Raw genomic sequence first — 15,212 nt, 5'->3', positions numbered from 1 at the left:
TTTTAGTTTCAGTTATTAGCCGATAATAGCCAAAATATCGCTTTCGCGTAAAATTAAATATTCTTTACCTTCATATTTTACTTCAGTACCAGCGTATTGAGAGTAGATAACGCGGTCTCCTTCTTTTACGTTAAGTGGAACTGTTGTACCACTGTCAGTCAAGAAGCCAGTACCTACTGCGATAACGTTACCTTCCTGAGGTTTCTCTTTTGCAGAGTCTGGAAGAACGATGCCGAATGCTGTTTTTTCTTCTACTTCGACTAATTCGATAATAATGCGATCACCTAATGGTCTTAACAAGTGAAACAACCTCCTAGAAATGTTGAATTTATATTTTATTAGCACTCTTAAGTCATGAGTGCTAACACAATTCTTATAATAAAGAATTCCATCTTTTTTTGCAAGTAAGAAGCATAAATTATTTTGTTTTCTAAAGCGAGTATTCTACAATAGAGATAACACCTTTTTTAAGAGAGGATTTTAAATTTGAAATCAAAGAAAACCGCATTTTTTGTTTTGATTGTCTACATTATTATGCAACTGTCATCTATTCTTTTTTTGAAACCGCTTCTTAAGCTCATACAGAAAATGAATCCTGACCTTAGTTTAAACTCAGCTATTCTCATGACCCAAGGTTGGTGGATATTCATCAGCATGGGTACCGCTCTAATCGTTTCACTCATTCTCGTTAGGAGAGATAAAGGTTTTTGGCAAGTTTTTAAAGGTGAAAAGGCTTCTATTCCTATGTCAATCGGCTGGGGTATAATTGGCTTCTTCCTCGTATTCTTTGGCCAAACAGTCGGTGCCCTCATCGAACAAGGTCTAGGCATAAAAACTGGCTCAGAAAATACAGCTAATTTAATTGAAATTGCAGATGTGGCACCAGTAGCTATTATAGGTATTGTAGTGTTTGGACCGATTTTAGAGGAATTTATCTTCCGCCGTGTTATTTTCGGTTCAATTTTCCGAAAGACAAATTTCTTTATTGCTGCTGCAGTAAGTGCAATTGTCTTTGCCGTGATCCACTTCGACTTTTCACACATCATACTGTATGCGATTTCAGGCTTTATATTCGCGTTTTTATATCATAAGACACAACGCATTATTACATCGATTATTGCGCATATGATGCTAAATGGCTTTGTAACTTTAGTTCAACTTTATCAAGATGATCTTATGAAGTTTTTAGGACAGTAAGATTGCCGACCTACTCTTTTGTGGAGTAGGTTTTTTTATGTATTCCCTCATCTATTTTTAATTTTCCAAATAAAAAATCCTTCTACTGATTATTCATCAGTAGAAGGATTGTTTGCCAATTCAATTTGGCGTTGCTGTTCCGCTTTTAAATACTTGCGGTAGCCTACACGAGAAATAAGGATACTAATCTCATATAAAATACAAAGCGGTAATGTTACAAACATATGAGACATAATATCTGGTGGGGTAATGATAGCCGCAATGATTAGTAAGATAAAGTACGCGTATTTTCGTACTTTAGTCAACATCATTGGTGTGATTATACCTAAGCGTGTAAGGAATAAGACCACTATTGGCAATTGGAATATTACTCCGAATGGCAAGGTGATTTGCATTAAAAATTCGAAGTATTCATTGATTCCTATCGTTTGTTGCACATCTAATTCCACAGACATTTGCATCATAAACTTAATAATATAAGGGAACAATAGTTCATATGAGAACACGACGCCTCCCAAGAATAGTAATACACTGTATGGAATATAGCTTAGTGTTACTCTACGTTCTTTTTCATATAAACCTGGACTAATAAATGACCAAATCTGATACAAAATAACAGGCGATGTTATGACAACAGATAGAATGAAAATAACTTGGAAATAGACCTTTACTGGATCTGTTACTTTAAATGAATGCAATTGTAGTTGTTGTGCTTCTTCACTATTAAATTGTAAAAAGTGGATTAACGGTTCAGCTAAAAAGAAGCTACCGATAACACTAATAACAAAGAAAACGGCAACAATATATAGCCGTTTTCTTAATTCTTCTATATGTTCGATTATCGTTAGTTCATTATTGTTCATCCAACTAACATCCTAACTTATTTTTCTTCTTTTTTAACATCGACGACTTTTTTTGTATCCTCTTCGTCTTCTGCTAAACCTTTAGTAGCGTTTTTGAATTCGCGGAGAGTAGAACCCATTGCTTTTCCAAGCTCAGGTAATTTCTTCGGTCCGAAAATAAGTAGGGCTACAGTCCCTATGATAATAGCACTCCCTGGGCCAACCATAACAGACACCTCCTCATAATATCTTCTTATTTTAACTCATTTCGCTAAATTATGCTATTTTATAAATGTGAATATTTCGAGTTATTCTTCATCATTTCGCATGAAGTATATAAGCGTTTGTAACTCGATAGATAAGTCAATCGTATGCACCCGAATTGAATCCGGTACTGATATTCTAATCGGTGTGAAGTTTAATATACCTCTAACATTCATCTTCACTAAACGATCTGTCATCATCTGTGCAGAGCGTGATGGTACAGTTAAGATAGGAAGCTCTGCTCCGTACTCAACAAACTTGTCCTCTAACGCATCCGGATGATACACAGGTATACCACTTATCATTTTACCTTCTAGCGGAGCTTTTGTATCAAATGCAACGACAATTTTTGTATTATGATTCTTTTGAAAGTTATATTTCAAAAAGGCATTCCCTAAATTCCCTACCCCTATTAGTGCTACATTCATACGCTCATCTTGGTCTAATATATTTCTAAAAAACGCTAGCATTTTTTGGACATCGTAGCCGTAGCCCTTTTTGCCAAGCGCTCCAAAATGAGAAAAGTCTCTACGAATGGTCGCAGAATCAATTTTCATCGCTTCACTTAATTCCTTTGAAGAGACGCGTTCCTGCCCTGCTTTAGCGAAGTTTTGAATAAATCGATAATAGAGAGGAAGCCTTTTTGTCGTAGCTTGTGGAATTTTAGTTGTTTCGTGTTTCACACAGTTTCCTCCTGCAATCAATCCGAAATCGTTTCAATATTACATGACGATTGTTATCCTGTAAAGTTATCTCATTGCACCCAACTGCGCAATCCGATAAACTAAGATTGAACTGAGGTGTCTAAAATGATTGTTTTACAAGTCAATCAATTATATAAATCTTACATTGCGGATGAAATTTTAAGCGGCGTTAAGCTAGAAGTACAGCATCGAGATCGTGTTGCACTTGTTGGCCGTAACGGCGCTGGTAAATCTACATTACTGAAAATTATAGCGGGTCAGCTTTCTTATGATTCTGGTGATATCATTATGCCAAAAGATGTTCGCCTAGGATATTTAGAACAACATGCTGGTTTAGAATCTTCTCTAACTATATGGGAAGAAATGATGACTATTTTCGAACCGATAAAAAAACAAGAACAGCAGTTACGAAACTTAGAGCATAAAATGGCTGATCCTGCTGTTTATGAGGATGCAGAAACTTATGCTAAGGTAATGGCTGAGTACGATCAGTTACAGCATGACTTCAAAGAGCAAGGTGGCTATCAATACGAAGCCGATACACGCTCCGTTTTGCATGGTATGCAATTCTATCCAGCTGATTATGACAAGTATATTTCTGCCCTTTCTGGTGGGCAACGTACCCGTCTTGCCCTTGCAAAGCTTCTTTTAACTAAGCCTGATTTGTTAATCTTGGATGAACCTACAAACCATCTAGATATTGAAACATTAAGCTGGCTTGAAAACTATTTAAAAAATTATGACGGCGCTATTTTAATCGTATCACATGACCGCTATTTCTTGGACCAAGTTGTATCTATTGTTTACGAAGTTTCTCGTCATCATGTCACAAAGTTCACAGGTAACTATAGTCGCTACTTAGATGAGAAGGCGAAAAACTATGAACGTGATATGAAACTATTCGAAAAGCAACAAGATGAAAAGGCAAAATTAGAAGTCTTTATCCAAAAAAATATCGCTCGTGCTTCAACGACGAAAATGGCACAAAGCCGACGTAAAGTGTTAGAGAAGACTGATTGGATGGATTCACCTGATGGCGATGAGAAATCAGCGACATTTACCTTTGGCATCGACCGACAAAGTGGTAATGATGTACTGGCAGTAAATGATGTAGCAATAGGCTATGATGGGAAATTAGTATCTCAACATATTAATATGCGTATTTTCCGCGAAGATCGCATTGCCCTTGTTGGACCAAATGGTGTTGGTAAATCTACACTACTAAAAACCATTGTAAAGGACAAACCTGTCATTGCGGGAGACATTCATTATGGTACGAATATTCAAATCGGTTATTATGACCAGGAGCAAGCGAAGCTTACAAGCAACAAAACTGTTTTAAAAGAGCTTTGGGATGAATGGCCATTAATGAACGAAAAAGACATTCGCACAGTGCTAGGTCGCTTCCTATTCTCTGGTGATGACGTCAGTAAAATCGTACAAGATTTATCGGGTGGGGAAAAAGCACGTCTTGCACTCGCGAAACTGATGCTTCAAAAATGTAATTTCCTTATTCTTGATGAACCGACGAACCATTTAGACTTAGATAGTAAGGAAATATTGGAAAATGCGCTCATCGATTATCCAGGCACTTTACTATTTGTTTCCCACGACCGTTATTTCATTAATCGTATTGCTACAAAAGTTATTGATTTATCGGCTGATGGTAGCTTTGAATATTTAGGTGATTATGATTATTTTGTAGAGAAGAAAAAAGAGCTTGAAGAATTAGCAGCTGAAAAACTTGCAGCAATACCTCTTCCAAAAGAGCAAGCTCCAGAAAAAGTGACGACAAATGGAAAAATCGATAAGGAAGCGAAAAAGAAGGAACGTCAAATTCGTCGACGAATTGAAGAGATTGAAGATAGTATGGCAAACTATCAAGAGCAAATCCGTTTCATAGAGGAGCAACTGTGCGATCCAGAAATCTTCCCTGATCACGAAAAAGTAATGGCCCTTCAACATCAACTTGATGAAACCAAAGAAGAGCATGAAACAGCTGAGATGGAATGGCTTGAACTAAACGAACAACTTGAAATGTTTTAAAAGAAAACCGCGTGTCGATGAGCACGCGGTTTTTGTCGTATAAGAACAATTCATGTCCCATATATAGGTCAAGAAGAAATTTTACGTATTTTTTCTCCACAGGGTTATACACATTATAACTCCTTTATTCCCAGTATATTAACATAGTTATACACATTATCCACAACGTAAATTTATTTTACACACATTTAGTTGTGTAAAAGACAATACCATATGTTGAAAACACACATATTATCCACAACTTATCCACAGATTGTGCATAAGTACGAATGTTCGTATTTTTCATCCCTTGTTCCCATTTTATGAAAAAAAGATCACTTTCTGACGAAAGTAATCTTTTCTCATACACAATTTAGTTTTAGTAAATAAGTGATATTATTTATGCCAAGATACTAATTCCATACCTGGGCGTCCATTCATTCCCATATCGCTACGCTTTCCAGCTTCAAACATAAATGTACCAGCAGCAGCAATCATTGCCGCATTATCTGTGCACAATTTAAGTGGTGGCACATAAAAAGGAATACCTTCATTAGCAAATGTTTCTTCTAGTGATTTACGCAGACCTTTATTAGCTGAAACACCACCAGCTGCAATTACTTGTTTCACATTGAACTGTCGCGCTGCACGTAATGTTTTCGCTGTTAACACTTCTACAACACTATCTTGGAAACCTTTAGCAACATGTAATGGATTTACTTCGATGCCTCGTTGCTCGGCATTATGCTTATAGTTAATCACTGCAGATTTTAAACCACTAAAGCTGAAATCATATGAATCCTCTTCCAACCAAACTCGGGGAAATTTAACTGCTTCATCACTCTCATGCGCCATACGGTCAATATGCGGACCACCTGGATATTGAATATTCAATACGCGAGCTACCTTATCATAAGCTTCACCAGCAGCATCATCACGAGTTTCTCCAATCAATTCAAATGAGCCATGTTCCTTCATGAAAACAAGTTCTGTATGTCCACCAGATACCACTAGAGCAAGTAAAGGAAATTCCATCGGCTGCATTAAAGCATTTGCATATATATGCCCTGCAATATGATGTACACCTATTAACGGGAGGCCATTAGCAAATGCAAAAGCCTTCGCTGCATTAATACCAATTAAAAGTGCCCCAACTAACCCAGGACCTTCTGTTACTGCTACCGCATCTAGATTCTCTGGCTTCATATTTGCCTGCGCCAATGCCTCTTCAATCACTAGTGTCACTTGCTCTACATGGTGTCTTGAAGCAATTTCTGGTACAACACCACCAAAACGTTTGTGACTCTCAATTTGAGATGCCACTACATTTGACACTATTTCACACCCATTTTTGACAATAGAAGCTGCCGTTTCATCGCAACTACTTTCGATTCCTAATATATATCGATTTTCCATTATAAATTCACCCACATGACAAGAGCGTCCTCTTGATTATCTGTATAGTATCCTTTTCGGATACCTCCATCTTGAAAGCCAAGTTTACGATAGAGATTTTGGGCAACTGTATTTGTAACACGTACCTCTAAACTCATAACGACAACTGCCCGTTCACGAGCGATACGAATTGCTTCACGCATTAGTCCTTCACCTATCCCTAAACCCCTAGCAGATGCTGTTACTGCCACATTTGTAATTTGACTTTCATCTAATACAATCCACATGCCACAAAACCCTATAATTTGCTCTGTGCCGTCCACAGCAACAACATAGGTAGCTTGTGTATTTGTAGTCATTTCATGATAAAAAGAATCCATCGTCCACGGTGATGGGAATACTTCAGCTTCAATTGCATGCACTGCTGGTACATCCGCCACTGTCATCTCTCGATAAATAATCATCGTTTCACCTATTACTGACCTTTCTGCTCTTTTATCCAATTCGCCTCAGCTTCAGCTAAACGACGATATTGAGGTACAAATGAATGTACAGCTTCAATATCAGGCAATTCCTGTTGTGAAGCTAATTGAATTAGCTGACTAGCACTAGGTAAATCTAAAGTAAAAGGTGCACGTACTGCATGATCTCCTAGTTGGTCTTGGATTGACTCCCAAAATAAATCCACATCATGTCCAACGAACATCACTGGTGCATTTAAGTTCTTTAAATTTTCAAGTAATCCTTGCAAGCTATAATGCCCATCCTCAACTGCTGACGTTAGACCTGCTGACATATTATAAGCACCTGCGTAGACATTTTGTCTTCTCGCGTCAATAATAGAGCATACAACTCCATTATAAAGTGCTGCATTTGCTGCTAAGAGCTTTAAACTAGAAATACCAACTAGTGGTTTCTTTAATGTCCAAGCAAGTGTCTTAGCAATCGTAACACCAATGCGCACACCTGTATAAGAACCAGGACCCTCTCCAACTGCAATTGCATCAATTTCAGCTGGTTTCATCTTTGCTCTTTCAAATAATCGCTCAATTGCAGGCATAGCCCCAATTGAATGATTTAATTTAATATTCGCTACTTCCTCCGCTACAACTTGACCATCTTTTACAATGGCTACAGCTAACGGGGAATTCGATGTATCTATCCCTAACCAAATCATTTCATTAACTCCTCACACAATCTTTCATAACGCTTACCGATTGGTTTCAATAAAAATCGTCTTTTATTTTCATCTATTCGATGGATTTCAATCCCTAGACGTTCAGCTGGCAGATCTTGCTCAATAAGATGAGCCCATTCTATTACAGACACAGCATCACCGAAAAACAATTCATCCCAGCCTAAATCTTCGTCGCTATCAGCTAGTCGATAGACATCTAAATGATTGAATGGCAATCTACCCTCATATTGCTTTAAAATTGTAAATGTTGGACTATTTACTGTACGTGTAATTCCTAATCCCTTCGCCAAAGACTGTGTAAAAGTCGTCTTACCTGCGCCAAGATCTCCTTCAAGTGTAATCGTATCCTGCGCTTCCAGCAAATCAGCCAGTTTCAAAGCAAGATTTTGTGTTTCTTCTAATGAATTAACCAATATCTCCATTGTCATTCGACCTTATCCTCTCAAACTTACATTAACTATAGTTTACCTAAAGCGCCGCAAATGTTCAAAGTGAACGGGCTAAAATTTTTTGGACATAAAAAAATAACACAGCTACATTAGCTGTGTTTACATTTGAATTTAAAAGTAAATGGCGGTCCGGACGGGACTCGAACCCGCGACCTCCTGCGTGACAGGCAGGCATTCTAACCAACTGAACTACCGAACCATTTCTTTAAGACAAGATTTATTATATCAGCTAATCTACGCTTTAGCAATAGATTTTCATAAAAAAACTACTTTTACATAAAATATTTTTACTTTATCCAGCTAATATTGTATGATTCTAGCTTTTTCTAATACTTTAAACTACCTATCATTAATAGTTACACTAATGAAGTTACATTTACTCTATTTAAATGGCAATATTCAATAATTGTAAATCTCAAACTTTCCTAAATAAAGAAATTTCCCTACCAAGCAAATTTTGATCACTGTTTACCATGTCTCAAATTAAATTAGCCATAATAATGAAGCTACTAATCCAGCTCTCCTCTGATTCGGAAAATAAAACCCGCAAACCCGCCAAACTTATAACAATATAAAAAACTACATTTAATGATATATAAATCTTATATACCATTACATTTTTGACAAATAAAAAAACACAACTGATTAAATCAGCTGTGCTTTGATGTGCCTAGCAACGTCCTACTCTCACAGGGGGAAACCCCCAACTACCATCGGCGCTAAAGAGCTTAACTTCCGTGTTCGGCATGGGAACGGGTGTGACCTCTTTGCCATCATCACTAGACTATATTAGACTTCCAATACACATCGTATTACTACGTCAATTTCACTCATTCAAATCCTCATGTACTAAAGTACATTCCGGTTATCATTCGTTCATTTCCTTGTACTACTTGTGTCTTGAAACTCTCTTTTAGAGAACTTGTTCTCTCAAAACTGGATAAATTACATTGAAGTTTGTTAAGTAAAATTTGGTTAAGTCCTCGATCTATTAGTATTCGTCAGCTCCGTATGTCGCCACACTTCCACCTCGAACCTATCTACCTCATCGTCTTTGAGGGATCTTACTTACTTGCGTAATGGGAAATCTCATCTTGAGGGGGGCTTCATGCTTAGATGCTTTCAGCACTTATCCCGTCCACACATAGCTACCCAGCGATGCCCTTGGCAGAACAACTGGTACACCAGCGGTGTGTCCATCCCGGTCCTCTCGTACTAAGGACAGCTCCTCTCAAATTTCCTACGCCCACGACGGATAGGGACCGAACTGTCTCACGACGTTCTGAACCCAGCTCGCGTACCGCTTTAATGGGCGAACAGCCCAACCCTTGGGACCGACTACAGCCCCAGGATGCGATGAGCCGACATCGAGGTGCCAAACCTCCCCGTCGATGTGGACTCTTGGGGGAGATAAGCCTGTTATCCCCGGGGTAGCTTTTATCCGTTGAGCGATGGCCCTTCCATGCGGAACCACCGGATCACTAAGCCCGTCTTTCGACCCTGCTCGACTTGTAGGTCTCGCAGTCAAGCTCCCTTATGCCTTTACACTCTACGAATGATTTCCAACCATTCTGAGGGAACCTTTGGGCGCCTCCGTTACTCTTTAGGAGGCGACCGCCCCAGTCAAACTGCCCGCCTGACACTGTCTCCTACCCCGCTAAGGGGCATGGGTTAGAAGTTCAATACATCTAGGGTAGTATCCCACCAACGCCTCCTCCGAAGCTGGCGCTCCGGAATCTCTGGCTCCTACCTATCCTGTACAAGATGTATCAAAATTCAATATCAGGCTACAGTAAAGCTCCACGGGGTCTTTCCGTCCTGTCGCGGGTAACCTGCATCTTCACAGGTACTATAATTTCACCGAGTCTCTCGTTGAGACAGTGCCCAGATCGTTACGCCTTTCGTGCGGGTCGGAACTTACCCGACAAGGAATTTCGCTACCTTAGGACCGTTATAGTTACGGCCGCCGTTTACTGGGGCTTCAATTCGCACCTTCGCTTGCGCTAAGCACTCCTCTTAACCTTCCAGCACCGGGCAGGCGTCAGCCCCTATACGTCACCTTACGGTTTTGCAGAGACCTGTGTTTTTGCTAAACAGTCGCCTGGGCCTATTCACTGCGGCTCTCTCGGGCTTTCACCCTACTAGAGCACCCCTTCTCCCGAAGTTACGGGGTCATTTTGCCGAGTTCCTTAACGAGAGTTCTCTCGCACACCTTAGGATTCTCTCCTCGACTACCTGTGTCGGTTTGCGGTACGGGCACCTTTTACCTCGCTAGAGGCTTTTCTTGGCAGTGTGAAATCAGGAACTCCGGACATACGTCCTCGTCATCACAGCTCAACGTTATAGAAATGGGATTTGCCTCATTTCACGCCTCACTGCTTGAACATGCATAACCAACAGCATGCTTACCCTATCCTACTGCGTCCCCCCATTGCTCAAATGGTAAATAGGTGGTACAGGAATATCAACCTGTTGTCCATCGCCTACGCCTATCGGCCTCGGCTTAGGTCCCGACTAACCCTGAGCGGACGAGCCTTCCTCAGGAAACCTTAGTCATTCGGTGGACGGGATTCTCACCCGTCTTTCGCTACTCATACCGGCATTCTCACTTCTAAGCGCTCCACCAGTCCTTCCGGTCTGACTTCACAGCACTTAGAACGCTCTCCTACCACGGACATCTAAGATGTCCATCCACAGCTTCGGTGAATTGTTTAGCCCCGATACATTTTCGGCGCAGCGTCACTCGACCAGTGAGCTATTACGCACTCTTTAAATGATGGCTGCTTCTGAGCCAACATCCTGGTTGTCTAAGCAACGTCACATCCTTTTCCACTTAACAATTACTTTGGGACCTTAGCTGGTGGTCTGGGCTGTTTCCCTCTTGACTACGGATCTTATCACTCGCAGTCTGACTCCCGTGCATAAATCACTGGCATTCGGAGTTTGTCTGAATTCGGTAATCCGGGATGGACCCCTAGTTCAAACAGTGCTCTACCTCCAGGATTCTTTATCACGAGGCTAGCCCTAAAGCTATTTCGGAGAGAACCAGCTATCTCCAGGTTCGATTGGAATTTCTCCGCTACCCACACCTCATCCCCGCACTTTTCAACGTACGTGGGTTCGGGCCTCCAGTAAGTGTTACCTTACCTTCACCCTGGACATGGGTAGATCACCTGGTTTCGGGTCTACAACCACATACTCATTCGCCCTATTCAGACTCGCTTTCGCTGCGGCTCCGTCTTCTAAAACTTAACCTCGCATGTAATCGTAACTCGCCGGTTCATTCTACAAAAGGCACGCTATCACCCATTAACGGGCTCTAACTACTTGTAGGCACATGGTTTCAGGATCTATTTCACTCCCCTTCCGGGGTGCTTTTCACCTTTCCCTCACGGTACTGGTTCACTATCGGTCACTAGGTAGTATTTAGCCTTGGGAGATGGTCCTCCCAGATTCCGACGGAATTTCACGTGTTCCGCCGTACTCAGGATACACTCAAGAGAGAATGAACTTTCAACTACAGGGCTGTTACCTGCTCTGGCGGGCCTTTCCAGACCGCTTCGTTTAACTCATTCCTTTGTAACTCCATATAGAGTGTCCTACAACCCCAAGAGGCAAGCCTCTTGGTTTGGGCTATTCCCGTTTCGCTCGCCGCTACTCAGGGAATCGATTTTTCTTTCTCTTCCTCCAGGTACTTAGATGTTTCAGTTCCCTGGGTCTGCCATCAAGACGCTATGTATTCACGTCAAGATACTGCTCCATTACGAACAGTGGGTTCCCCCATTCGGAAATCTCCGGATCAAAGCTCACTTACAGCTCCCCGAAGCATATCGGTGTTAGTGCCGTCCTTCTTCGGCTCCTAGTGCCAAGGCATCCGCCATGCGCCCTTAATAACTTAACCTAAAAGTTAGTTATTAAGCCTAAAAAACTTAATAATAAAAAATGTGTTACTTAATTTGCTTCAATGTCGTTTTATCCAGTTTTCAAAGAACAAGGTTTTGAAGATCATTTTACAATGAGCCTTCAAAACTGAACGCAAGACGTTAATCGACAGATCCAAGATCTGTTTCCGTAATTATCCTTAGAAAGGAGGTGATCCAGCCGCACCTTCCGATACGGCTACCTTGTTACGACTTCACCCCAATCATCTATCCCACCTTCGGCGGCTGGCTCCATAAAGGTTACCTCACCGACTTCGGGTGTTACAAACTCTCGTGGTGTGACGGGCGGTGTGTACAAGGCCCGGGAACGTATTCACCGTGGCATGCTGATCCACGATTACTAGCGATTCCGGCTTCATGTAGGCGAGTTGCAGCCTACAATCCGAACTGAGAACGATTTTATGAGATTAGCATACCCTCGCGAGTTAGCGACTCTTTGTATCGTCCATTGTAGCACGTGTGTAGCCCAGGTCATAAGGGGCATGATGATTTGACGTCATCCCCACCTTCCTCCGGTTTGTCACCGGCAGTCACCTTAGAGTGCCCAACTAAATGATGGCAACTAAGATCAAGGGTTGCGCTCGTTGCGGGACTTAACCCAACATCTCACGACACGAGCTGACGACAACCATGCACCACCTGTCACCAATGTCCCCGAAGGGAAAACTCTATCTCTAGAGCGGTCATTGGGATGTCAAGACCTGGTAAGGTTCTTCGCGTTGCTTCGAATTAAACCACATGCTCCACCGCTTGTGCGGGCCCCCGTCAATTCCTTTGAGTTTCAACCTTGCGGCCGTACTCCCCAGGCGGAGTGCTTAATGCGTTAGCTGCAGCACTAAGGGGCGGAAACCCCCTAACACTTAGCACTCATCGTTTACGGCGTGGACTACCAGGGTATCTAATCCTGTTTGCTCCCCACGCTTTCGCGCCTCAGTGTCAGTTACAGACCAGAAAGTCGCCTTCGCCACTGGTGTTCCTCCAAATCTCTACGCATTTCACCGCTACACTTGGAATTCCACTTTCCTCTTCTGCACTCAAGTCTCCCAGTTTCCAATGACCCTCCACGGTTGAGCCGTGGGCTTTCACATCAGACTTAAGAAACCACCTGCGCGCGCTTTACGCCCAATAAATCCGGACAACGCTTGCCACCTACGTATTACCGCGGCTGCTGGCACGTAGTTAGCCGTGGCTTTCTAATAAGGTACCGTCAAGGTACGTTCAGTTACTAACGTACTTGTTCTTCCCTTACAACAGAGTTTTACGATCCGAAAACCTTCATCACTCACGCGGCGTTGCTCCATCAGACTTTCGTCCATTGTGGAAGATTCCCTACTGCTGCCTCCCGTAGGAGTTTGGGCCGTGTCTCAGTCCCAATGTGGCCGATCACCCTCTCAGGTCGGCTATGCATCGTTGCCTTGGTAGGCCGTTACCCCACCAACTAGCTAATGCACCGCGGGCCCATCTAGTAGTGACAGCCGAAACCGCCTTTCAGCATTTTGCCATGTGACAAAATGGATTATTCGGTATTAGCCCCGGTTTCCCGGAGTTATCCCAATCTACTAGGTAGGTTGCCCACGTGTTACTCACCCGTCCGCCGCTAAATCAGAAGAAGCAAGCTTCTTCATCATTCGCTCGACTTGCATGTATTAGGCACGCCGCCAGCGTTCGTCCTGAGCCAGGATCAAACTCTCCATAAAAGTAGTTTGAAAGCTCATTAGCTTTGCTAGCGTATCATCCGAAGATGATATCTATTTTTGTTTTGATCCACCAACAGAGTTGATGTTCAAAAACATTTATTGATTAACGTCTTGCATGTTCAGTTTTCAAGGTTCATAAATTATATTGGAGCGGGTGAAGAGAATCGAACTCTCGACAACAGCTTGGAAGGCTGTGGTTTTACCACTAAACTACACCCGCATTAATATTATGTTTTTAAAAAATATGGCGCGCCCGGCAGAAGTCGAATCCACAACCTTCTGATCCGTAGTCAGACGCTCTATCCAATTGAGCTACGGGCGCATATCGTATATTATATATTATAAGTGTTTGGTGCGGTCGAGAGGACTTGAACCTCCACCGAGTAAACCTCGACTAGGCCCTCAACCTAGCGCGTCTGCCATTCCGCCACGGCCGCATTTTAATTGAAACATGTAGGTTATATTATATCACCTTAAAACATAATGTCAAGTTAAAATGGTGAGTCATGCAGGATTCGAACCTGCGACCCTCTGATTAAAAGTCAGATGCTCTACCAACTGAGCTAATGACTCGTAGCTAAAATAATGAAAATGGCTGGGGTACCTGGATTCGAACCAGGGCATGACGGAATCAAAATCCGTTGCCTTACCGCTTGGCTATACCCCAAAAATAAATGGCGGTCCGGACGGGACTCGAACCCGCGACCTCCTGCGTGACAGGCAGGCATTCTAACCAACTGAACTACCGGACCATATAAAGATTGGTGACCCCTACGGGATTCGAACCCGTGTTACCGCCGTGAAAGGGCGGTGTCTTAACCGCTTGACCAAGGGGCCATATGGCTCCGAAGGTAGGACTCGAACCTACGACCGTCCGGTTAACAGCCGGATGCTCTACCACTGAGCTACTTCGGAAAAATATGTTGCATTTCGTTACATTTTGTCGTCATCACCTTGTCGACTTTTATTATTATAGACAGGTATTTTGAAAAGGTCAAGCATTTTTCTAAAAAAACTTTCAACCAATTTGTTTAATGTGCCCTAAACACTTGCTACAACGGTATTTTGCGGGGTTCATTCTTTTTTTTCTATCATAGTTTGTACCACATTTTATACATATATAAGTATAACTTTTATTAGACTTCTTCCCCGTTATCTCTGTTAAGTTAGAACAGTATCTAGGAGCATTAGTTTCTTTTAATAGAAACCGAAAATCTGCATCCCGATGTTTATACCCCTTTCCTTCTATATGAAGATGATAATGACATAGCTCATGACGAATAATCCCTTCTACTTCTTGAATACCGAACTTTTCAAACGCTTTCGGATTAATCTCTATATTATGAGATCGTAATAAGTATCTACCGCCTGTAGAGCGTAATCGCTTATTAAAATAAGCTTGATGTCTAAATGATTTATGGAATACATTTATAGAGATTTCTATTACAAGGTTTTGTAGCTCTTTATCTGTCATATTATCCTTCCCTTTCTTCTATAAAA

11 protein-coding genes, 9 tRNA genes and 3 rRNA genes are annotated in these 15,212 nt (G+C 41.7%); 2 read left to right on the top strand and 21 right to left on the bottom strand.

Annotated elements, in window-relative coordinates; all coding sequences use genetic code 11:
• Positions 1–15: 15 nt before the first annotated feature.
• Entirely contained in the window at positions 16–300 is a 285-nt protein-coding gene (gene groES, locus MHH98_RS02055) for a co-chaperone GroES (RefSeq protein ID WP_038179465.1), read from the bottom strand.
• A 186-nt stretch (positions 301–486) separates the two neighbouring features.
• Here groES and MHH98_RS02050 point away from each other — a divergent pair, with 186 nt between their 5' ends.
• Positions 487–1,197: a CPBP family intramembrane glutamic endopeptidase gene (locus MHH98_RS02050; protein WP_051448553.1), complete on the top strand. Its 711-nt coding sequence runs from the start codon at positions 487–489 to the stop codon at positions 1,195–1,197.
• A gap of 89 nt (positions 1,198–1,286) precedes the next feature.
• On the opposite strand, the gene tatC is transcribed toward MHH98_RS02050, so the two are convergent.
• The 3 genes from tatC to MHH98_RS02035 form a co-directional block, all read right to left on the bottom strand.
• The gene (gene tatC / locus MHH98_RS02045) at positions 1,287–2,060 is read right to left on the bottom strand and encodes a twin-arginine translocase subunit TatC (protein ID WP_038179469.1); all 774 of its coding nucleotides are present in this window, start codon (positions 2,058–2,060) and stop codon (positions 1,287–1,289) included.
• Between the two features lie 17 nt (positions 2,061–2,077).
• On the bottom strand, positions 2,078–2,266 hold the full coding sequence (locus MHH98_RS02040) for a twin-arginine translocase TatA/TatE family subunit (protein ID WP_038179477.1): 189 nt from the start codon (positions 2,264–2,266) through the stop codon (positions 2,078–2,080).
• 81 nt (positions 2,267–2,347) lie between these two features.
• Entirely contained in the window at positions 2,348–2,986 is a 639-nt protein-coding gene (locus MHH98_RS02035; RefSeq protein ID WP_038179479.1) for a redox-sensing transcriptional repressor Rex, read from the bottom strand.
• A 126-nt stretch (positions 2,987–3,112) separates the two neighbouring features.
• Here MHH98_RS02035 and MHH98_RS02030 point away from each other — a divergent pair, with 126 nt between their 5' ends.
• A complete protein-coding gene (locus MHH98_RS02030; RefSeq protein WP_038179481.1) occupies positions 3,113–5,053 on the top strand; it encodes an ABC-F family ATP-binding cassette domain-containing protein in 1,941 nt (646 codons plus the stop codon).
• A 375-nt stretch (positions 5,054–5,428) separates the two neighbouring features.
• Here MHH98_RS02030 and tsaD read toward each other — a convergent pair whose 3' ends face one another.
• From tsaD to MHH98_RS01945, 17 genes are all read right to left on the bottom strand, one after another.
• On the bottom strand, positions 5,429–6,448 hold the full coding sequence (tsaD, locus tag MHH98_RS02025; RefSeq protein WP_340712200.1) for a tRNA (adenosine(37)-N6)-threonylcarbamoyltransferase complex transferase subunit TsaD: 1,020 nt from the start codon (positions 6,446–6,448) through the stop codon (positions 5,429–5,431).
• Positions 6,448–6,891 (bottom strand): ribosomal protein S18-alanine N-acetyltransferase, encoded by a 444-nt coding sequence (gene rimI / locus MHH98_RS02020; RefSeq protein ID WP_038179485.1) that lies wholly within the window; start codon positions 6,889–6,891, stop codon positions 6,448–6,450. The genes tsaD and rimI overlap by 1 nt, the downstream gene beginning before the upstream one ends.
• A gap of 11 nt (positions 6,892–6,902) precedes the next feature.
• The gene (tsaB, locus tag MHH98_RS02015; protein ID WP_038179487.1) at positions 6,903–7,604 is read right to left on the bottom strand and encodes a tRNA (adenosine(37)-N6)-threonylcarbamoyltransferase complex dimerization subunit type 1 TsaB; all 702 of its coding nucleotides are present in this window, start codon (positions 7,602–7,604) and stop codon (positions 6,903–6,905) included.
• Positions 7,601–8,053, bottom strand: coding sequence for a tRNA (adenosine(37)-N6)-threonylcarbamoyltransferase complex ATPase subunit type 1 TsaE (gene tsaE / locus MHH98_RS02010; protein WP_038179489.1), 453 nt, complete (start codon positions 8,051–8,053; stop codon positions 7,601–7,603). The genes tsaB and tsaE overlap by 4 nt, the downstream gene beginning before the upstream one ends.
• A 143-nt stretch (positions 8,054–8,196) precedes the next feature.
• Positions 8,197–8,273 (bottom strand) — tRNA-Asp (locus MHH98_RS02005).
• Between the two features lie 469 nt (positions 8,274–8,742).
• A 5S ribosomal RNA gene (gene rrf / locus MHH98_RS02000) occupies positions 8,743–8,858 on the bottom strand.
• A 187-nt stretch (positions 8,859–9,045) separates the two neighbouring features.
• A 23S ribosomal RNA gene (locus MHH98_RS01995) occupies positions 9,046–11,975 on the bottom strand.
• A 184-nt stretch (positions 11,976–12,159) separates the two neighbouring features.
• Positions 12,160–13,712: ribosomal RNA gene (locus MHH98_RS01990) — 16S ribosomal RNA — on the bottom strand.
• Together the 16S, 23S and 5S rRNA genes with 9 tRNA genes alongside form the textbook arrangement of a ribosomal RNA operon.
• 146 nt (positions 13,713–13,858) lie before the next feature.
• Positions 13,859–13,932 (bottom strand) — tRNA-Gly (locus tag MHH98_RS01985).
• A 25-nt stretch (positions 13,933–13,957) separates the two neighbouring features.
• Positions 13,958–14,034: transfer RNA gene (locus tag MHH98_RS01980), tRNA-Arg, on the bottom strand.
• 28 nt (positions 14,035–14,062) lie between these two features.
• Positions 14,063–14,149, bottom strand: a tRNA-Leu gene (locus MHH98_RS01975).
• 60 nt (positions 14,150–14,209) lie between these two features.
• Positions 14,210–14,285: transfer RNA gene (locus MHH98_RS01970), tRNA-Lys, on the bottom strand.
• A 19-nt stretch (positions 14,286–14,304) separates the two neighbouring features.
• Positions 14,305–14,379: transfer RNA gene (locus MHH98_RS01965), tRNA-Gln, on the bottom strand.
• An 8-nt stretch (positions 14,380–14,387) separates the two neighbouring features.
• A tRNA-Asp gene (locus MHH98_RS01960) sits at positions 14,388–14,464 on the bottom strand.
• Positions 14,465–14,474: 10 nt separating this feature from the next.
• Positions 14,475–14,549 (bottom strand) — tRNA-Glu (locus MHH98_RS01955).
• A 3-nt stretch (positions 14,550–14,552) separates the two neighbouring features.
• Positions 14,553–14,627 (bottom strand) — tRNA-Asn (locus MHH98_RS01950).
• Between the two features lie 103 nt (positions 14,628–14,730).
• Complete coding sequence (locus MHH98_RS01945) at positions 14,731–15,186, bottom strand: SprT family protein (protein WP_038185889.1); 456 nt, start codon at positions 15,184–15,186, stop codon at positions 14,731–14,733.
• Between the last annotated feature and the right edge of the window lie 26 nt (positions 15,187–15,212).

It is taken from the genome of Viridibacillus sp. FSL H8-0110 (assembly GCF_038003565.1).
GTDB lineage: Bacteria > Bacillota > Bacilli > Bacillales_A > Planococcaceae > Viridibacillus > Viridibacillus arenosi.
The sequence above is the reverse complement of the archived record's forward strand: the minus strand, read 5'-3'. Positions and strand labels throughout refer to the sequence as shown.